This window comes from Arthrobacter sp. H-02-3 (genome assembly GCF_003097355.1).
GTDB classification, from domain to species: Bacteria; Actinomycetota; Actinomycetes; order Actinomycetales; family Micrococcaceae; genus Arthrobacter; species Arthrobacter humicola.
On the sequence record NZ_PYUI01000009.1, the window covers coordinates 42,604 to 62,425 of the forward strand.

Sequence of the window (19,822 nt, forward strand, 5' to 3'; positions counted from 1 at the left end):
GATGTCGTCTGGGTCCAGCGTGGAGGATCAACCCGTTTCGATCGGTAGTAGCGAGAGCTATCTCGGGGATTACTACGAGCACCTCGCGGAGGAGGATTTCCGGGCCTATCCCCAGGAAGTCCTGACGGCAAGGGCCGATACCCACCGCCAGATCGCGGCGACGCGGCTGCCGGGCATCGCGAACATCGCCGTCCGGGACGAGGCCGATTGCAGCGTCCTGTACATCGTCACGGATGACATGCCCTTCCTTGTGGACTCCGTTAACGCCGAACTGGTCCGTCAGAACGCCCCCATCCACCTCGTCCTGCACCCGCTCTTCGTGGTGACCCGCAACCGCGAGACCGGCGACCTGGTCAAGGTGGCGCGCGTCCCGTCCCACCTGGGCTTCTCGAGCGGAGACACGGCGGCCATGCCGAACATCTCGCACCTGATCGCCCAGGGCGACAACGCCTCGCACATGGAATCCTGGATCGCCGTCGAAATCGACCTCGTCAGCGAACAGAAGCGCGAGGAGCTCGTCAAGGGCATCTCCCGGGTGCTTGGCGACGTCCGCGCCGCCGTCGAAGACTGGCCGAAGATGCGCGCGAAAGCCCTGGAGATCTCCGCGGACTTGGACCGGGTGGCCAACCGGGCCCAGATTGCCGAGCTGCGGCAGGCGCAGGATCTGCTGCGCTGGCTCGATGACGGAAACTTCACCTTCCTCGGCTACCGCGAATACGACCTCGTCAACGAATCCGGCGAGGACGTGCTGGAACTGCGCGAGGAAAGCGGCCTCGGCCTGCTCCGCGCCGGCGCCGACGCCCGCCAGGTCCAGCACCTCACCGAGGCCGGCAGGAAGAAGGCCCGCGAGAAGCGCGCCCTCGTGATCACGAAGGCGAACTCACGCTCCACTGTGCACCGCTCGGCCTACCTGGACTACATCGGCGTCAAGAGCTTCGACGCCGCCGGAAACGTCAACGGCGAACGCCGCTTCATCGGCCTCTTCGCCACGACCGCCTACGCCGGATCCGTCCGGGACATCCCCGTGGTCCGGGAAAAGGTGGCCGCGGTCCTCGACGACGCCGGCTTCCCGCCGGACTCGCACTCGGGCAAGGACCTGCTGGGCATCCTCGAAACCTACCCCCGGGACGAGCTCTTCCAGATCGAAATCCCGGACCTCGCCGCCATCGCCACCGGCATCCAGCGGCTGCAGGAACGCCGCCGGACGCGGCTCTTCCTCCGGCCCGATATCTACGGCCGGTTCATGTCCGCCGTCGTCTACCTTCCGCGCGACCGTTACACCACCAATGTCCGCCTGCGCATTGAGCAGGAGCTGCGCGAGACCTTCAACGCCGCGTCCATCGACTACGAGGCGCGGATGACCGAGTCGGCCCTCGCCCGCCTCTTCTTCCGGATCCGGCTTCCGAAGGACGCCGATGTCAGCAACGTCAACAGCGACGAGCTGGAGAAGCGGCTGGTCCGGGCCGCCCGCTCCTGGGGCGAAGGCATTTCCGAAGTTCTGCGCGCCCGCGCCGACGGTGGGGAAGCCGGCGTCAGGGAGGACCGCGCCAAGGAACTGGCGGCAGTCTGGGCCGAGGCATTCCCCGCCACCTACCGGGTGGACTACGAGATCGAAGACGCGCTGGAGGACATCGACCGCTTCGAGAAGTACGGCGCCGCCGCCGAACGGGCCGGAGAGGGTGTCAAGGAAGAGCCCGGCGTCCACGTCTACCTTCCGGAAGGCGCCGGCGCCATGCTGGAGGAAGACGCCAGGGTCAAGCTCTACATGCTGGAGCCGAAGAGCCTGAGCCAGATCCTGCCGTATTTCCACAACCTCGGCCTCGAGGTGCTGGACGAGCGCCCCTTTGAGATCGAGACCGCGGACCAGCGGGACTTCTTCCTCTACGATCTCGGCCTGAAGTACCCGGCCGGGGTGGACCCTTTGACCACGGGACAGCTGCTCGCGGACTCCTTCGGAGCGGCCGTTTCCGGTGCCGTGGAATCGGACAGCTTTGACCGGCTGGTGCTGCGCGAACGGATGCACTGGCGCCAGGTGGTCGTGCTGCGCGCCTACGCCAAGTACATGCGGCAGATGGGCAACACCAACTCCTTCGGATTCCTGGCGGACACCCTGCTGGCGAACCCGGACGTCACGCGGGGCCTCAGCAACCTGTTTGCAGCACGCTTCGACCCGGCGCTCAGCGACGCCGAACGCCAGCTCAAGGAGGCCGAGGTCCTCATCGGACTGGACGCAGCGATTGAGCGGGTCGCGACCCTTGACGCCGACCGGGTGCTGCGCACGTTCAAGAACCTGGTCCAGGCCACGCTTCGGACGAACTACTACCAGAACAAGCCTCACCTCAGCTTCAAACTGGATCCGTCCCGGATCGACGGGCTGCCGTTCCCGCGGCCGATGTACGAGATCTGGGTCTACTCGCCCCGGGTTGAAGGCGTCCACCTGCGATTTGGCAAGGTGGCCCGCGGCGGGCTGCGCTGGTCTGACCGGCGCGAAGACTTCCGCACCGAAATTCTGGGGCTCGTGAAGGCCCAGACCGTCAAGAACGCCGTCATCGTCCCCACGGGCGCCAAGGGCGGCTTCTACGCCAAGCAGCTCCCGGACCCGTCGAGCGACCGCAGCGCCTGGATGGCCGAGGGCATCGAGAGCTACAAGACGTTCATCCGTGGCCTCCTGGACATCACGGACAACCTCATCGTCACGCCCGAGGGCGAAACGGTCAGGCCGCCGGCCGACGTCGTCCGCCATGACGACGACGACTCCTATTTGGTGGTCGCGGCCGACAAGGGCACGGCATCCTTCTCCGACATCGCCAACGGGCTGTCCGCCGAGTACGGCTTCTGGCTCGGCGACGCCTTCGCCTCCGGCGGCTCGGTCGGTTATGACCACAAGGCCATGGGCATCACCGCCCGCGGCGCCTGGGAATCGGTCAAGCGCCACTTCAGCGAGCTGGACCTCGACACCCAGTCGGAACCCTTCACCGTGGTGGGCGTCGGCGACATGTCCGGCGACGTGTTCGGCAACGGCATGCTGCTCTCCAAGCACATCCGCTTGCTGGCCGCCTTCGACCACCGGCACATCTTCCTCGACCCCACCCCGGACGAGGCAGCGTCCTACGCCGAGCGCCAGCGGCTCTTCGAGCTGCCCCGGTCCTCGTGGGATGACTACAACAAGTCGCTCATCAGTGAAGGCGGCGGCGTCTTTGCCCGGCAGGCCAAGGCGATCCCCGTGTCCGCCCAGATCCGCGCGGCGCTCGGACTCCCGGACGGCACCACGGAGCTCAGCCCGCCGGAACTCCTGCGCGCGATCCTCCTGGCACCGGCCGACCTGCTCTACAACGGCGGCATCGGCACCTACGTCAAGGCCAGCACGGAAACGAACGCCGAGGTCGGCGACAAGGCCAACGACGCCATCCGCGTCGACGGCCGCGACCTGCGGGTCAAGGTGGTCGGAGAAGGCGGAAACCTGGGGATGACCCAGCGCGGACGCATCGAGGCGGCGCTGCAGGGCGTCATCCTGAACACCGACGCGATCGACAACTCGGCCGGCGTCGACTGCTCCGACCACGAGGTCAACATCAAGATCTTCGTGGACCGGATGGTCGCGGCCGGCAAGCTGGACCGCACCGAACGCGCCGACTTCCTGGCCTCGATGACCGACGAGGTCGGCCGGCTGGTGCTCGAGGACAACATCGACCAGAACATCCTGCTCCTCAACGACCGCATGCGGGTCTCCGAATGGAGCCCCAGCTACGAACGGCTCATGGACTGGCTGGAAAAGTCCGCGGACCTCAAGCGGGACCTCGAGGCGCTGCCCACCACGGCCACGCTGCGCGAGCGGCTGGAACAGGGCCAGGGACTGACCTCCCCGGAGCTCTCGGTCCTGGCCGCCTACGCCAAGATCGAACTGGCTACCGCACTGCGCGACAGTGACCTCGCCGATGACCCGTGGTTCCGCTCGACGCTGCGGGCCTACTTCCCGGAGCAGCTGCGGGAGAGGTTCGACGCCGAACTGGACACCCACCCGCTGCGCCGCGAAATCATCGCGACCATCGTGGCCAACGACATGATCAACCTCGGCGGCATCACGTTCGCGTTCCGCGCCATTGAGGAAACGTCGGCCACGGAATCGGCCGTTGCCAAGGCATTCGTCGCCCTCCGCGAGGTCTACGAGCTGGACGTCATGGTCAAGGAGCTCAACGAACTGCCGGCGTCGTTCCCGACCGAACACTGGAGCACCGTTCACCTGGACATCCGGCGGCTCCTGGACCGCGCCGTCCGCTGGCTCCTCGGCCAGGGCTCGGCGTCACGTCCCATCGCCGAGATTGTGGCAGAATTCAAGCCGCTGATGGATCCCATGCGGTCCCGCCTGCTGGACTACCTCCGGGGCGACGACCGTGCCCGCGTGGCCGAGTGGCTGGAGAAGGCGCGCGGCTGGGACCTTCCGGAAGACCTTGCACACCGCTGGGCGGAACTGTTCGAAAGCTTCGTGCTCCTGGACATCGCCAAGATCGTCCATGTCAGCCCGGAGCCCGTGGCCGATATTGCCCACGTGTACTACACGGTCTTCAACCGCTTCCACGCCGATTCCCTCCTCGAGCGCATCACCAAGCTGCCGAGGGAAGACCGCTGGCAAGCGCTGGCCCGTGCAGCCCTGCGCGACGACCTCTACTCCACCGTCTCGGACATGACGACGGCGGTACTGGAGAGCACCCCGGCCGGTACTCCGGCCGAGGAACGGCTGGCGGCCTGGGAGGGCCAGAATGTGGAGCAGCTGGGCCGGGCGAAGTCCATGTTCGACGAGGTCAATGCCCTTGAGGCCGATGACATGGCCTCACTGTCGGTAGCATTGAGGCTCTTGAGGTCAATCGTCCGACGCTAGGGGGCTCCTGTCCCCGGCGTCGCAAATGGAGGTGCTGTGGCAATCTTTACGGACCCTATCAGGGAGCATGCTGATTTTGGCCCGGGGGATGCCGAGTGGCTGCACCTCCTGGTCGGCGACTGGCAGATGGTCGCCGACCTCGCGTTCGCCGACCTCGCCCTGTGGTTCCCGCATCCTGAGCTCGGCTACGTGGCGCTTGCCCACGTCCGCCCCTCCACCACGCACACGGTGTTCCACGCCGACTTCGTGGGGGAGGGGATCAGGTCGGACCTGCAGCCGCTGGTCGACAAGGCGTGGGAGAGCCGTGCGATCGAACGCTCCAACGAGACCAACTGGAGCAGCGACATGGCCCTCCGGGTCGAGGCGGTCCCGATGGTCCGCAACGGCCGCACCCTGGCGATCGTCACGTCCCATATGGATCTGTCCAGTTCACGGATGCCCTCCCGGCTCGAACTCACGTACCGGCAGTGCGCCTACGATCTGCTGCGCATGGGCACCCTGGGCCTGTGGCCGGACTTCGCCTCGCCGACAGGCTCGCGCCGCGGTGCCCCGCGTGTTGGCGACGGCCTGATCAGGCTCGACGCCGAGGGGATCGTGCAGTACGCCAGTCCCAACGGGGTTTCCGCGTTCCGCCGGCTCGGCGACGGCGAGTCCCTCGAGGGCCGGTCCCTGGCCGAGGTGACCGCCGGGCTCCTGAAGGACCGGCGCATGGTCGATGAAACACTGCCTCTCGTGGTCACGGGCCGCATGCCGTGGCGCAGTGAAATCGAGTCACGCGGCGTGAGCCTTTCGCTGCGGGCCATCCCGCTGCGCGACGAGCAGCAGCGGTTCGGGGCCCTGGTCCTCTGCCGCGACGTCTCGGAGCTGCGCCGCCGGGAGATGGAACTGGTGACCAAGGACGCCACCATCCGCGAGATCCATCACCGGGTGAAGAACAACCTGCAAACCGTTGCGGCCCTTTTGCGGATGCAGTCGCGGCGCATGGTCAGCGATGAGGCCAAGCAGGGTCTCGAGCAGGCCATGCGGCGGGTGGCGACCATTGCCCTGGTGCACGAGACGCTGTCCCAGGGTCTGACCCAGAGCGTCGATTTTGATGAGCTGATCGGCCGCCAGTTCCGCCTCTCGGCAGAGGTGGCTTCACCCTCGCAACAGGTCAAGACGCAGCGTTCCGGGCTCTTCGGCGATTTGCCGAGCGACTTCGCCACCCCGTTGGCCCTCGTCATCAATGAACTCGTCACGAACGCCGTCGAGCACGGGCTGGAGGGACGGACCGGCACGGTCTGGCTGGTCGCCGACCGCTCGGGAACCGAAGAAGGGGACGAGCTTCTCACCGTACGGGTGGAGGACGACGGCGTCGGGCTGCCGGACACGCCGTATGTCGAGGGCCTGGGCCTGCAGATCGTCCGCACACTGGTCACGAGCGAACTGGGCGGCACCATCCACTGGCAGGCCAGGGACGGCGGCGGAACCGCAGTCCAGATTGTCCTGAGCCTTACGACCCATTGAGCCCGCCACACCGGGACGGTGATTTTTGTGGACGCCGCTGCCCTGCGGCGCGGCCCCGTTGACCGGACGCCCCTCACGGGCTCATGCTCCGGCCGGGTCCGCGGGACTGCGGAGAACGGCTTAAACGGACAATGGCCGCGGACCTTTCGGTCCGCGGCCATTGATGCAGGGATCTTGCGGTAGCTGCCGGCGCTCCGGCAGCTGGATCAGGAAGCGCGCCGGGCGCGTGCGGCGCGGCGCTTCAGGGCACGGCGCTCGTCCTCGCTCATGCCGCCCCAGACGCCGGCGTCCTGGCCGGACTCCAACGCCCATTGCAGGCAGGTGTCCACAACGGGGCAGCGCCGGCAAACGCTCTTCGCTTCCTCGATCTGCAGGAGGGCAGGGCCGGTGTTTCCAACGGGGAAGAACAGCTCCGGGTCCTTGTCAAGGCAGGCTGCGCGGTTACGCCAATCCATGCTGATCAGTCACTCCATTCCTGGGAACTCGTTAAATGCCTTTGTGAAATTATTCACTAGAGGCTTCATAAGAAAAGGGCCCATTGGGGCCCCCTCGGTCATCTGGATTAAGCGTGTCATGTTAACGCTGTGTAAACAAGGGGTAATAGAGGTCAAAATGCCTCGAGACCGTGAGCGATGCATCACATTGAGTAGCGGCGTCCTCACATCTAGACGACTATGTCCGGTAGTGTGCCAGTGTGTCAAGGCCCCCCGTGAACCCCGAAGATCCCCGCGAAAATGCCGCTGAAAATGCGGGCGACAGTCCAGGCAGCCATGCCGGGGGGCATCCCGGCGAAAATCCCCTCCGGCGCGAGGCCGGCGACCCCGCCGCAGCCGTCGTGCGGCCCCGCGCCGTCGTCGTCATCGCCGTCGTCGTGGCGCTTGAAGCCGCGGCCCTGCTCCTGGCGGGCGTCTGGTACGGGACCCAGCTCGTGACCGGGGCACCGGTACTCTCCTTCTGGGGCGCCGTCTTCACGCTGTGCCTCCTTCTGGCGGCCTCCGTCTGGCTTTTCGCCGTGGCACGCTTCCTCATGCGGGGGTTCCGCTGGCCGCGGGCAGGTGCCCTGATAGCCCAGCTCATCGTCCTGACCATCGGCTTCCCGACCCTGACCGGCGGCTATCCGCTCGCCGGACTGGCCATGGTGGTTCCCGCAGTCACGGCCATTGTGCTCCTGTTCGACAAGCGGGTTATCGCCTTCGGGTCACGGGCAGCCGGAGCCCCGCCCGCCCTGTAGCGACCCGCAGCTTACCTCCCGCCCGCTCACGTCGAGTCCTGTAGCGGCCCAGCACGTGCGGCCCTCCGTCCGGGGGATATGCGGACCGGGCCGCCGGTAAGTCGGTCTGCAGCCAGTTGGACGGGCGTCGCCCGGCCGTCGGATATGACGACAGCGCGTCCTGGCGGAGGATTCTGTTCCGGTTCGAACCGAACGCCGAACATGTCGCCGTCGATGAGACCCCGCGGACGAATCAGGACCGCCCGTCCCTGGCTGCGCGCGATGCCGGCGAGGGTTACGCGTTGCCCGAATCCGGGGCCGAAACCCGCGGCCAGGACCACACGCCAGCCCAGGCTGTTTAGGGTCGCCAGGTTGCTGTTGGCCCCGGGCGGGAGCAGATCAGCGTCATCTGCCAGCGCTATCGCAGTCCGGTCGAGGGTGCCAGCGAGCGCGGAGGCATGGACTGCGGACCAGTATTGGCCGGGATCGGTCCCTGGCTGCGGTGAGAGCCAGGCTCCTGCAGGGTTCATCGCCGGGAGCGCGGCCAGCAACGTGCTCTTCCCGGATGCCGGGCCGCCAAGGACCGCGAGGACACCGCCGGCCGGCAGCCGGATTCCACACGGCCGGAGCTCGTCTCCGGCCACCCCGATGAGCAGTTCGGTGGCCGGGACCGGGACCCGTGCGGTCCCGGGCACCCCACCATCCACTGCACGATCCACTGCAGCAGACGCGGCAGCGATCGTGGACGCGGGTCGCACGGACGGCGCAGGCGGCGCACTCCGAGGGCCGCCCCCGGGAGCCCTGCAGCCGGCCAGAACCTCGCCCACCGTCACCAGTGTTGGCAGGGCGTCGACCCGAAACGGCTTCGTCGCGGCGGCTCCGAAAACCTTGCTCCGCCCGCCAGTTGCCATCGGCTCGAACATCTGGGCCGGGTGCCCGGTTGCCCCGGGAGCCGGGACGAACGCACCGAATACGGCGACGCGCCCGGGGATCGGCTCCAACGCCGGAAGCCGCGGCCAGGCAAGACGACCCTCGTCGGTGGACCCCGCGGGAAAGAAGATCCGGTTTGGCAATGCGGCGAAAAACCTGGACGTCACGAGCTCGCGCTCGCCGGAGACCACAACAGTGATCCCGGCCCGGGGTCCGTCGCGCACGATGTCATGGACCAGGTCTTCGGCCCATGCCAACGGCCCGGAACGGAAGGCCGACACCCAGGCACCCCAGGCGTTGAGCACCAGGACCAGTAAGGGCCGGGGCGAGGCCGCCGGCACACTGAGCCGGAAAGTGACTTCTTCCGCGACCCGTTGCAGCACCCTGGCGGCCCGTCGGAGTTCGTGCGGGCCTGCCACCGCGCCGGACCGGGGTGCCGCCGCGATGGAGACGAAGGCACCGGTGGCGTCGAGGACGTAGAGGTGCGACTCCAGATTGCCGGCCAGAAGCTGATCGACTGTGAGGGCCAGAGTGGCGTCGCTGGTGCCGGCCCCGGCGCCGACGAAGCCCAGATGCCCATGCTGGGCAGGGCTCCAGCTCAGTTCCCTGACGCATTGGAGTTCCGGCAGGTCTACCCGGCCCAATCGGATCAGGTCCCGGTCGGCCTGCCCTGGACCCGGGTACGGCAATCGTTCCGGCAGGGGGTCCGCTACGGGCCGGCGCGGCAGCGGGCCGCCGCGTTCCTGCCACAGGCCCGCAACGACGTCGATGAGCGGCGCGGCCACCTGTGCCGGCGTCCGGGCCGCGGCGCCGGAGTCTTCCTGCCGACCGGGGAAGCCGTCGGCCGCGAGGCCGGCTGTCTGCGGCCGGGTCAAAGTCTCCGTGACTGTGCGCACCGTGACTGTACCTTCTGCCGGCGCGTCCGTCCCGGACGTCATGGTGGCCGTCTGGAACTCCTCTGGGGCTTGTGTGCCGCGGATCAAGAACGCCCGCCCGGGCCGTGCGATGGGGATGGCGGCCGCGAGGCCGGAGCCCATGACGTCGGCCGATTCGAGGCTGGACTGGACCCGGAGGGCGATGCAGGTGGTGACATTGGCCCTGATGTCGGCGTTCAGGGCTCCCTGAGGGCGCTGGGTGGCCATGATGAGATGGATCCCCAGCGACCGGCCGATGGCAGCAATCCGCATGAGTTCGGACAGTGCGTCGGGGGCTTCGTCCACCAGGATCCTGAACTCGTCAACGACGATGACCAGATAGGGCACGGCCGGGCCGTCCCCTGGTGATGACGCATACGTCGCAAGATCCGGCGCATTCACCCGAGCCAGCAGCTCTTCCCTGCGCCGAACCTCGGCCCGCAATGAGACGAGCGTGCGCTCCACGTCGGGAGCGCCGAGATCCGTCAGCAGGCCGACGCAGTGCGGGAGCCCGGTCAGCGGGCCCAGGCCCGAGCCGCCCTTGAAATCTATGAAGAGCAGGTTGACCCGGTCCGGGGGATGACTGGCCGCGAGCCCGGCGGCGAAGGTCCGCAGAAACCCCGACTTCCCGGAACCCGTAGTCCCTGCGACCAGGAAGTGCGGACCGTCCGCCTTCACATCGATCCGAATGGCCCCCGAGCTTCCCATACCGACAAGAACCCCCAGTCCGGCGGCGGAGCCGCTCCGGGCCCAGCGCCGGGAGATATCCGCAGCAGCGAGGGGAAGAACGTCCGCCAGCCCACAGCGGTGCGGGACGGTTGGCGGGAGATCCGCCGGGGTCCGCCCGGCGGCGTTGAATCTGCGGCAAAAACGGTCAAAGACGCCCGGCGGGACAAGATCAGGGATGAACTCCACAGGTGGGGCGTCTGCCGTGATGAGGGCGCCGGGCCGGCCGAGGACGATGCCGGGGTGCTGATCGTGGCCTTGTTCCGGTAGATACTCAATCACCCTCCAGCCGTATGCCGTGGCCAAGTGCCGCAACGTGGGCCGCGTTCCGGCAGCACCCCGACCGGCAGCGCCCCGTTCGGCCGCGTCCTCATCGGCAACGTCCGGACCGGCCGCGGCACTGAACTTCCTGGCTTGCCAGGGAGCGTCCCAGAGGATGAGGACTCCGTGGGCACATCCCTCCCCGGGACCGCCAGCCAAGCGGGCTGCGGTGACAGCGTGAGTCGCGGACAACGTGACGCCGGGCAGGAAGCGCGCCGCCAACGGCAGCGTGTCCGCCGCGCCGTGCAGGAGCACACAGGTGCTGCCGGCGTGGGGGTAGGCGGCCAGTTGCAGGATGAAGGAGCGCAGCAGCCCGGCGGCCGCGGACGCGGGCCCGTGGATAGTCACCACCGCAGACGCCGGGTCCAAGGTCAGGGGCGCCGGGCCCAGGGTCGGGGGCCGGAAGCCGGATTCGGGCGGTTCCAGCCGGATATTCGCCCGCTGATCCGCAAGGCCGAGTCGCAGCCAGATGCCCGGAGGCTCCCCGCGGGATGCGCCGCGTGGTGCGGAGGCCTCGGCCGCAGAAGTAAGAACAAGGTCCGCCGCGGAGGGGGCGGCCTGCCGGCGTCGGTCCCGGTCCCGCAACACCGCCGCCGCAATGGCAGCGGCGAGCTCGCGGCGCTGGCGCCTGCCCGACAGAACCGGGACGAGGACGGATACGGCAGATACCGCGGTAAAGGCCAGGAACATCCACATGCCGGTGAGCAGCGCCAGGCCGATGCCGATCAGGAGCGGCAGCACCGCGGCCAGAACCACGGCGGCCCAGTGGCCTGGGGCAGCGGTGCCGCGGACAACAAGTGGCTCGGCCACGCTGCCGCCTGCATACGCCGTCAGGGAGGCCGCCGCAGCGTCCGGCTCGGTCGGCGGCCCTAGCCGGAGCGACATGGTGGAGTCGCCGCAGCGGATCGAGGACGCCGTCGTTACCGGCGCCGACCGCACTTTGCGGCCGTCGACGCTGGTTCCGTTCGCGCTCCCGAGGTCGACGATCGTGACGGCCGAGTCCGAGACGTCCAGGCGTGCGTGCTCCCGGGAGAGTGCGGCGTCAGGGATCTGGATCTCTGTCCCGCTGCGTCCGATCCGGAACTGGCCCCGCCGCAGCGCGACGACGGTGCCCGCGCCGGGACCGCTGTGGACGGCGAGCAACAACATGGCAGGTTTCGGGTGCCCGGGCGGGGGCCGGGATCGCGCGGCGGAACCACCGGGAGATGCGGTGCCGGCAAACCCACTGCCCGCAAGCCCGGAGCCCTTAGTGGACCCGGAGCCCTTAGTGGACCCGGAGCCCTTAGTGGACAGAGCACCGTCAATCAGCACGGCGCCCGGGACCAGGGGAGCGACGCCCACCGTCATGGCGGAAACCGGGGCTCCCCGGACAAATAGTTCACCTGTCCCGTGGCGCCGGGCGATGGCAGCTTCCAGATCTGCGCCGGTGCAAGGGGCTGGCACATCGACGGCGAGCTCGATGAGCTGCCCTTCCGGCGTCGATCCAGACCCGTGGGTGCCCTGCGTGAGAGTGCAGTGGAGGGCAGTGCCCGGCACGAGCGTGCAGTGGAAAATCATCAGGGGGCGTCCTTTCCCGTGTGGCGGCCCGCTTCCCACGTTAGGGACGCGTCGGCTTGGTTGCGGCCGCGAAATTGGGCTATGTGGACAACCCCGGAGCACGCAGCGCATGCGCAGCACCCGCGCCGTGCGCGCTCAGCACCCGCGCCGCACGCGGGCCGCGCGATGCGGGCCGGGCGCCGACTGCAATGGCGCCTCGGGTAGGCTAGAGCAGCAGACAATGCGCAACATTGGGCTGCCCGCATTCGAATCAGGAGAGTTTGTGACCGCTGACCTCGTCATCGTAGGGTCGGGCTTCTTTGGCCTGACAATCGCAGAACAGGCCGCCACAGAGCTGGGCTTGAAGGTAGTCGTCATCGACCGCCGCCACCACATCGGCGGCAATGCCTACAGCGAAAAGGAAGAACAGACCGGCATCGAGGTGCACCGCTACGGTGCCCACCTCTTCCACACGTCCAACGACCGTGTGTGGGAGTACGTGAACCGCTTCACCACCTTCACGAACTACGTTCACAAGGTCTATGGCGTGCACAAGGGCGAGGTCTACTCCCTGCCCATCAACCTGGCCACGATCAACCAGTTCTTCCGGGCCAACCTCACCCCCGGCCAGGCGCGGGAACTGATCACCGAACAGGCCGGCGAACTGGCGGGCACCGATCCGCAGAACCTGAACGACAAGGGCATCCAGCTCATCGGCCGTCCGCTCTACGAGGCGTTCATCAAGCACTACACCGGCAAGCAGTGGCAGACGGATCCCAAGGACCTGCCCGCGGGCATCATTTCCCGCCTCCCCGTCCGGTACAACTACGACAACCGTTACTTCAACGACAAGTACGAGGGCCTGCCGACCAACGGCTACACGGCCTGGATCGAGAAGATGGCCGAGCACCCGAACATTGAGGTCCGGCTCAACACGGACTTCTTCGACGAGTCGCACGAGTACAGCAAGGACAAGGTGGTCGGCACCATCCCGGTTGTTTATACCGGTCCCGTCGACCGCTACTTCGACTACGCCGAAGGCGATCTCTCCTGGCGCACGATCGACTTCGAGGAAGAAGTCCTCGACGTCGGCGATTTCCAGGGAACTTCCGTGGTCAACTACAACGACGACGACGTGCCGTTCACACGCATCATCGAGCCGCGCCACTTCCACCCGGAACGCGACTACCAGACGGAGAAGACCGTCATCATGCGCGAATTCTCCCGTGCGGCGGAAAAGGGCGACGAGCCCTATTACCCGATCAACACTGCCGCCGACCGGGAGCGCCTGCTTAAGTACCGCGACCTCGCGGCAGCCGAGAAGGACGTCCTCTTCGGCGGACGCCTCGGCACCTACAAATACCTGGACATGCACATGGCCATCGGCTCTGCCCTGACCATGTTTGAGAACAAGATCCGGCCGCATTTCGAGGCCGGCGCCACGATTGAAAGCGGAGGAGTGGACGCATGAGCGCCGCTGAAACGACACCCGGCTGGAACCCAATTCAGCGGGTCATCCTGCCATCGACGGACCAGACCGACACCGTATCCCTCTACGTTGACGCAGGCACCGCCAGCGGCATCCGGCTCCGGGAGAACGACGAATTCGCCCGCACCCCCAAGCTGCTCGAAGACAAGCTGCAGATGTTCAGCTCGGAGAGCCGCGAGGCGCACTTCGAGGACCTCCTTGGCCGGCACTCCATGCGCGTGCGCTCCGGGGAGCAGATCTCGTTCGGCACCTACTTCAACGCCTTCCCTGCCAGCTACTGGCGCCGCTGGACCTCGGTGCGTGACATCCGCCTGGTCGTGGAGACGTCCGGCCCGGGAACGGTCACCGTCTACAAGTCGAACGCCCGCGGCTCAGTCCAGCGCGTCGACGGCAAGCACGTCGACGGCGACACCACCTCCACGTTCGAGCTCTCGCTCAAGCCTTTCGGCGACGGCGGCTGGTACTGGTTCGACCTGGCCGCCAGCACCGGCGACCTCGTCCTGAAGAACGGCGCGTGGCAGGCCACCGGTGGCCCCGCGACCAAGGGCCAGGTGACCCTGGAAATCACCACGATGAACAAGCCGGACTTCTGCCTGAACAACGCCCGCATCCTGGCGGAGAACGCGGAGGTCCTTGAGAACGTCAAGGAAATCCTGATCGTGGACCAGGGCACCCAGAAGGTCCAGGACCAGGAGGGCTTCGCCGCTGTGCGGGACGCCCTCGGCGGCAAGCTGCGGGTCATCAACCAGGCCAACCTCGGCGGCTCCGGCGGCTTCGCGCGGGGCATGTTCGAGGCCGTCGAAAACGGCAGCGACTACGCCCTGCTGCTCGACGACGACATCGTCGTCGAACCCGAGAGCATCGTCCGGCTCCTGACCTTCGCCGACCACTGCCGCAAGCCGACGATTGTCGGCGGCCACATGTTCGACCTCTACAACCGCAGCGTCCTGCACACCTTCGGCGAGGTGGTGGACCCCTACCGGATCGTCCCGGCCCTGCCGCATGCCGACATGGAGACGCGGCACGATTTCAGCGTCGCGAACCTGCGCCAGACACCGTGGCTGCACCGCCGCGTGGACGTGGACTACAACGGCTGGTGGATGTGCCTGATCCCCACGAAGGTGATCCAGGAAATCGGGCTGTCCCTGCCTCTGTTCATCAAATGGGACGACGCCGAATACGGGCTGCGCGCCCGTGAAGCGGGCTTTGCCACGGTGTCGATGCCGGGTGCTGCCGTCTGGCACGTGTCCTGGATCGACAAGGATGACCTCGTCGGCTGGCAGGCCTACTTCCACGCGCGGAACCGGCTGATCACCACCCTGATCCACAGCCCGTACCCTAAGGGCGGCCGCGTGCTGCGCGAATCTTTCCAGTCCGACGTCAAGCACCTCGTGTCCATGCAGTACTTCACCGAGCACGGGCGTATCGACGCGCTGCGGGACCTCCTGAAGGGTCCCGACGACCTCCACAAGGTGCTCGGCACCAAGCTGCCGGAAATCAACGCGCTGAAGGCGCAGTACCCGGACGCCCAGCTGAAGGAAGACGTCGATGACTTCCCGGCGCCCAAGATCGGCCGCGGGCCGATGGGCGGGACCGTCGTGGGCCTTCCCAGCAAGAAGCAGCTGATCCCGTGGGGCATCAAAACGGTGGCGCGCCAGCTCATCAAGGCGCCGGGACCAGAAAGCGCCGAACGGCCCCAGGGCTACCTGGCCCACCGCGACAACCGGTGGTACCGGGTGGCGCACTATGACAGTGTGGTGGTCTCCAACGCGGAGGGCACGGGCGCCTCGTGGTACCAGCGCGACCCGAAGAAGCTCAAATCGATGCTGACCGAAGCGACCATGCTGCACGCAAAACTGTTCCGGGAATGGGACAGTCTTGCCGCACAGTACCGCCGCGCCGTCACCGAGATCAGCTCCATCGATGCGTGGAAGAAGACGTTCGAAGCGAACTCCGAGGACGGCAGGTAGATGGCTGGTCAAACCGACCAACTGATCAAGCCCGGATCCGGGCACGGGCTCCTGGACGTCTACGGCGACCGCTTCCTCCTGAAGCTGCTGGTGCGCAAGGAAATCAAGGTGCGCTACCGCGGCTCCGTGCTGGGCCTGCTGTGGTCCTATGTGAAGCCGCTCGTGCAGTTCCTGATCTACTTCGTGGCGCTGGGCATCTTTCTGAACCTTCAGCGGGGAACGCCAAACTATGCGATCTACCTGTTCTCCGGCATTGTCCTGGTGAACTTCTTCACGGAATCGCTGTCCAACGCCACCCGCTCGATCGTGGACAACCGGGACCTGATCCGGAAGATCTACCTGCCCCGGGAGCTCTTCCCAGTTGCCACGGTTTGGGTGTCGGCAGCGCATTTCCTGCCCCAGCTGGTGGTGCTGGTCGGTGCCTGCCTGGTGGTCGGGTGGGCGCCGACGCTGCTGCAGCTCGCCGCGGTGGTCCTGATCTTCTTCATGGTTGCCGTCCTGGGCACGGGCCTTGGCCTGCTGTTCGGCGCCATGAACGTGTATTTCCGGGACTCCGAAAACATCGTCGACATGATCGTCATGGTCGTCACGTGGGCCTCCCCGGTCCTCTACCTCTGGACGATGGTCCAAAAGGTGATGGGTGACTGGTTCTGGATCTACCAGCTGAACCCGATGACGGTCGCCGTCGAGGTCTTCCACTGGGCCTTCTGGGAACCGACGCTGAAGCCGGACCAGCTGGTCAACGACGCAACGCCCCCCGGCATGCTGACGCTGTGGCTGCCCATCGCCATGCTGATCACGCTGGCCGTGCTGTTCGTCGGGCAGCTGACGTTCCGCCGGCTCGCCGTCCACTTCGCACAGGAGCTCTGACATGACGCCGCAAGGCCACGTGGCCATCATCTGCACCGACGTCCGGAAACAGTTCGTGCTCCGCCACACCCGTTCCCTGAAGGAAGCCCTCGTCTGGCTCGTGAAGGGGCGCAAGGGTGACCTGTCCAAGAAGTTCCTGGCCCTCAACCACGTCTCGCTCGAAGTGAAGCAAGGCGAGACGGTCGCGCTCATGGGGCTCAACGGCTCCGGAAAGTCAACGCTCCTGAAGCTCATCTCCGGGGTCCTGCAGCCCGACGGCGGCACGGTGCGCACGCGCGGCCGCGTCGCCGGCCTCATCGAGGTCGGCGCAGGCTTCCACCACGACCTCAGCGGCCGGGACAACGTCTACCTCAACGGCGCCATCCTCGGCATGACCGAAAAACAGATCGACGAGAAGTTCGACTCGATCGTGGAATTCTCCGAAATCGGCGAGTTCATCGACACCGAGGTGAAGTTCTATTCCTCCGGCATGTACCTGCGGCTGGCGTTCAGCATCGCTGTGCACACGGACCCGGAAGTCTTCCTGATCGACGAGATCCTCGCCGTGGGTGACGAGCCCTTCCAGCGCAAGTGCATCGCGAAGATCAAGGAACTCTCGGACATGGGGAAGACCCTGTTTGTCGTGAGCCATGACCTGGACCTCGTGGCCACCGTCTGTGAGCGCGGCGTCCTGCTCGAACACGGCCAAATCGTCATGGACGGAGAAGTGCACGACGTCGTCGGCGAACTCCGGCGCAGGTCCCTCGCCATGTAGCAGGTCCCCGCTGTTTAGCGGCGTGCCCGGCCGGCTCCCCGCAGGCTGTCCGTTAGGATAGGCCCGAAACGGGGGCTCAGCCCCGTACCGGGGGATGCGGGAGCAACGATGACAGCTGTGGGGTCCAGCGAGCGACGCGGCAGGGGACCGGGGCCTTCGTGGCCGGGTCGGCTGCGAATCATGACGAGGGCCGTGGCAGTCGCGGCCGTGACCGGCATCGTGGCGGCCAGCCTCGCCCAGGGAGCCTCCGCGGACAGCTCCCCGCCACCGCAGCCCGCACCATTGGCCACCGCAGGCAACGCCGCCACCGCCAGCTCGCCCACGGCGTCGCCGGCGGCACCGGCCACGGCAACACCGCAACCGACGCCGACGGCGACGGCCGCACCACAACCGACGCCGACGGCGACGCCACAACCGACGCCGACTGCGTCGTCACGCGCGACGCCAAAACCGACGCCTGCCGCAAAGGCGGCGACGGCGGCGCCCACGGCAGCTGCCGCGGAGGCGGCCATCCGCGTCCCCGGTGCCATCGGCGTCGAATACGAGCGCCTCGGCGGCGCCACTGGAGCCGTGGGCCCCGCGACGGCCGTGCAGCGATGCGGCCTGGCCGGCGGAGGCTGCCTGCAGACCTTCAAACACGGAACGATCGCCTGGAGCAAAGCCACCGGCGCCCACCTGCTGACCGGGGCGCTGGAGGACGCCTGGCTCAAGGGCGGCGGCGTCACAAGCTATCTCGGCTACCCGACCGGGGACGCCCGCTGCGGGGGCGATCCCCGGGTGTGCCAGCAGGCATTCCAACGCGGCAGCCTCTACAACGTGACCGGGAAGGGGACCTTTCCAGTCTGGGGCGCCATCAATGCCACCTATGAATCCCTCGGCGGACTGAACGGGTATCTCGGCTATCCGCTGGACGCCGAGACCTGCGGCCTGCCCGGCGGAGCCTGCACGCAGCGCTTCCAGCGCGGCGCCGTGTACTTTGCCCCCGGTGCCGGGACCTTCCCGGTGTGGGGCGCCATCAACGCCCGTTACCTTGCCCTGGGCGGCAGCCGGGGCTACCTGGGCTACCCGACGGGCGCCGAAAGCTGCGGGCTCCGCGGCGGTGGCTGCGCCCAGTCCTTCCAGCGCGGACGGATCTACTATGCGGCCGGCGCCGGGACCCAGGCGGTGTGGGGTGGTCTCGGACAGTTCTACGCGGCCCGCAAGGCCCAGGACGGCGCCCTCGGGTACCCGGTCACGGCCGAGGCCTGCGACCGGAGCGGTTTCTGCAGCCAGTCCTTCCAGTACGGCGTCCTCCAGTGGGTCCCGGGATCCGGCGTCCGTTACAGGCTGACCTCGGCAGCTTACTGCCCGGCCCTCAACTCCGGAGCCGTGAAGTACCGCACTGCCGGCGCCTCGCGGGTGTCCTTCGCGATCGCCGACGACTACAGGTCCACCCGCATCACCTTCATTACCTGCGTCCGCCAGCCGGACGGAAGCTACGCCAAAGAATGGGGCGCGCTCGGGCACGCCGGCGAGTCCGGCTTCGCGGCGCCTGGCGTCGCGACCGGACCCACCTGGCAGGCGTTCTCACCGACGGGGTCCTTCACCGTCACCCAGGCCTTCGGCCTGGGCAATCCCGGCACGGCCCTGCCGTACCGCACCCTCAATCCCTATTCGCGCTGGGGCGGCAGGCTCAATGCGAACTACAATAAGTACTTCGAGTCGAGCTCGGACGTCTTCCCGGACGAGAACATGTGGTACTTCGCAACCCGGCCGTCCCATGATTACCGCCAGGGCGTCGTCATCAACTACAACCGGCCGCCGGATGCGCCCATCACCATGAATGCGGGATTTGCGATTTTCCTCCACGGCAACAACCTGCCCACCTGGGGTTGCATCTCCCTCAACGACGGAGACCTCCTGCAATACCTGAGGACGGCGCATTCGGGAGACCGGTTTGTGATGGGGGTCGCGTATGACATCTTCAACTAGCTCAGCCAGCCAGGCCGTTCCCCGGGAGGGTGAGGCAGCGGGCCGACGACACCCGGCCCAGTGCCCGGCGCGGCGCTCCGGCCTGCGCTATACCGGCCTGCTTGCCCTCGCCGCAAGCCTGGCCCTGGCCGGCTGCACCGCCGCTCCGGCCCCTGCCCCGGAACAGTCCGCCGCCGTCCCGACGTCGGCCCCCACTCCGACCGCAACCTCCGGCGTCGCCCCCGGGGACGAGCCGTTGACGCACGACGGCCGCACGGTGGCACCGTCGACGGGCGACCGCTGCGCGCAGCCGGCGCTGCCCGATGTCCGGCGCGTGCTGGGGGCTGTGGCCGCCAACGTTCAGCCGGCGGAAGCCCAGGCGTCCTCGAAGGACGGCGTTGCCGACGTCGTCTGTACGTTCGCTCTGGCCCCCGTCGGTGCCGGAGAGGCCGCCGACGTGGGGAATGCGCTTCTTGTGGCCAGGACCACCGCGCCGGACCAGGCTGCGCTGGACGGACTCGGACTGCCCCGGCTGATGATGTCTCCCGAGCCCGTCCCGGATTTGGGGGCCAAGGCGTGGTACTCGGTCAACCGCCTCAGCGGGACTACGGAATATGTCCTTGAGGCAGCGAACGGTTTGACCGTGGTGCGGGTAACCCTTGCCCTCCCGGCCGATGCTGCCGAGCCGGAGAACCTCAAAGCCGAACTCGCCGAACTCGCCAAGCTCAGCTAGGCGGCACTCATTTCGTGGGCCGCATTCCAGGGACTCG

The 19,822-nt window shown here is 67.4% G+C and carries 11 protein-coding genes; 9 read left to right on the forward strand and 2 right to left on the reverse strand.

Translation table 11 applies throughout. The annotated features are described in order from the left end of the window. The first annotated feature begins 1 nt into the window (after window position 1). Window positions 2-4,876 carry an NAD-glutamate dehydrogenase gene (locus tag C9424_RS10655; protein WP_116766826.1) on the forward strand — a complete coding sequence of 1,625 codons (4,875 nt, stop codon included), beginning with the start codon at window positions 2-4 and terminating at the stop codon, window positions 4,874-4,876. A 36-nt stretch (window positions 4,877-4,912) separates the two neighbouring features. After that, window positions 4,913-6,382, forward strand: coding sequence for a sensor histidine kinase (locus tag C9424_RS10660; RefSeq protein WP_116766827.1), 1,470 nt, complete (start codon window positions 4,913-4,915; stop codon window positions 6,380-6,382). 206 nt (window positions 6,383-6,588) lie between these two features. On the opposite strand, the gene C9424_RS10665 is transcribed toward C9424_RS10660, so the two are convergent. Beyond that, window positions 6,589-6,837: a WhiB family transcriptional regulator gene (locus C9424_RS10665; RefSeq protein ID WP_003804966.1), complete on the reverse strand. Its 249-nt coding sequence runs from the start codon at window positions 6,835-6,837 to the stop codon at window positions 6,589-6,591. A gap of 239 nt (window positions 6,838-7,076) precedes the next feature. On the opposite strand from C9424_RS10665, the gene C9424_RS10670 reads away from it, so the two are divergent. After that, window positions 7,077-7,613: a hypothetical protein gene (locus tag C9424_RS10670; protein WP_442862027.1), complete on the forward strand. Its 537-nt coding sequence runs from the start codon at window positions 7,077-7,079 to the stop codon at window positions 7,611-7,613. 26 nt (window positions 7,614-7,639) lie between these two features. Here the strand turns inward: C9424_RS10670 and C9424_RS10675 are convergent, their stop codons facing one another. Beyond that, window positions 7,640-12,040, reverse strand: coding sequence for an FtsK/SpoIIIE domain-containing protein (locus C9424_RS10675; RefSeq protein WP_161958219.1), 4,401 nt, complete (start codon window positions 12,038-12,040; stop codon window positions 7,640-7,642). 262 nt (window positions 12,041-12,302) lie between these two features. Here C9424_RS10675 and glf point away from each other — a divergent pair, with 262 nt between their 5' ends. The 6 genes from glf (at window position 12,303) to C9424_RS10705 (ending at window position 19,785) form a co-directional block, all read left to right on the forward strand. Continuing rightward, the gene (gene glf, locus C9424_RS10680; RefSeq protein WP_116766829.1) at window positions 12,303-13,490 is read left to right on the forward strand and encodes a UDP-galactopyranose mutase; all 1,188 of its coding nucleotides are present in this window, start codon (window positions 12,303-12,305) and stop codon (window positions 13,488-13,490) included. Then, window positions 13,487-15,478 (forward strand): glycosyltransferase, encoded by a 1,992-nt coding sequence (locus tag C9424_RS10685; protein WP_116766830.1) that lies wholly within the window; start codon window positions 13,487-13,489, stop codon window positions 15,476-15,478. Before glf ends, C9424_RS10685 begins: the two co-directional genes overlap by 4 nt. Beyond that, window positions 15,479-16,348 (forward strand): ABC transporter permease, encoded by an 870-nt coding sequence (locus tag C9424_RS10690; protein WP_116766831.1) that lies wholly within the window; start codon window positions 15,479-15,481, stop codon window positions 16,346-16,348. A gap of 1 nt (window position 16,349) precedes the next feature. After that, a complete protein-coding gene (locus C9424_RS10695) occupies window positions 16,350-17,102 on the forward strand; it encodes an ABC transporter ATP-binding protein (RefSeq protein ID WP_116766832.1) in 753 nt (250 codons plus the stop codon). A 180-nt stretch (window positions 17,103-17,282) separates the two neighbouring features. Further along, on the forward strand, window positions 17,283-19,073 hold the full coding sequence (locus C9424_RS10700) for a L,D-transpeptidase family protein (RefSeq protein ID WP_133247510.1): 1,791 nt from the start codon (window positions 17,283-17,285) through the stop codon (window positions 19,071-19,073). Next, complete coding sequence (locus C9424_RS10705) at window positions 19,057-19,785, forward strand: hypothetical protein (protein WP_116766834.1); 729 nt, start codon at window positions 19,057-19,059, stop codon at window positions 19,783-19,785. Before C9424_RS10700 ends, C9424_RS10705 begins: the two co-directional genes overlap by 17 nt. Window positions 19,786-19,822: the final 37 nt, after the last annotated feature.

What these genes read in the sequence shown, in the direction of transcription:
- C9424_RS10705 (WP_116766834.1), top strand. Translation starts at nt 19,057, where the DNA reads ATGACATCTTCAACTAGCTCAGCCAGCCAGGCCGTTCCCCGGGAGGGT.
- C9424_RS10690 (WP_116766831.1), top strand. Translation starts at nt 15,479, where the DNA reads ATGGCTGGTCAAACCGACCAACTGATCAAGCCCGGATCCGGGCACGGG.
- C9424_RS10665 (WP_003804966.1), bottom strand. Translation starts at nt 6,837, where the DNA reads ATGGATTGGCGTAACCGCGCAGCCTGCCTTGACAAGGACCCGGAGCTG.
- C9424_RS10675 (WP_161958219.1), bottom strand. Translation starts at nt 12,040, where the DNA reads ATGATTTTCCACTGCACGCTCGTGCCGGGCACTGCCCTCCACTGCACT.
- C9424_RS10655 (WP_116766826.1), top strand. Translation starts at nt 2, where the DNA reads ATGTCGTCTGGGTCCAGCGTGGAGGATCAACCCGTTTCGATCGGTAGT.
- C9424_RS10685 (WP_116766830.1), top strand. Translation starts at nt 13,487, where the DNA reads ATGAGCGCCGCTGAAACGACACCCGGCTGGAACCCAATTCAGCGGGTC.
- C9424_RS10695 (WP_116766832.1), top strand. Translation starts at nt 16,350, where the DNA reads ATGACGCCGCAAGGCCACGTGGCCATCATCTGCACCGACGTCCGGAAA.
- C9424_RS10700 (WP_133247510.1), top strand. Translation starts at nt 17,283, where the DNA reads ATGACGAGGGCCGTGGCAGTCGCGGCCGTGACCGGCATCGTGGCGGCC.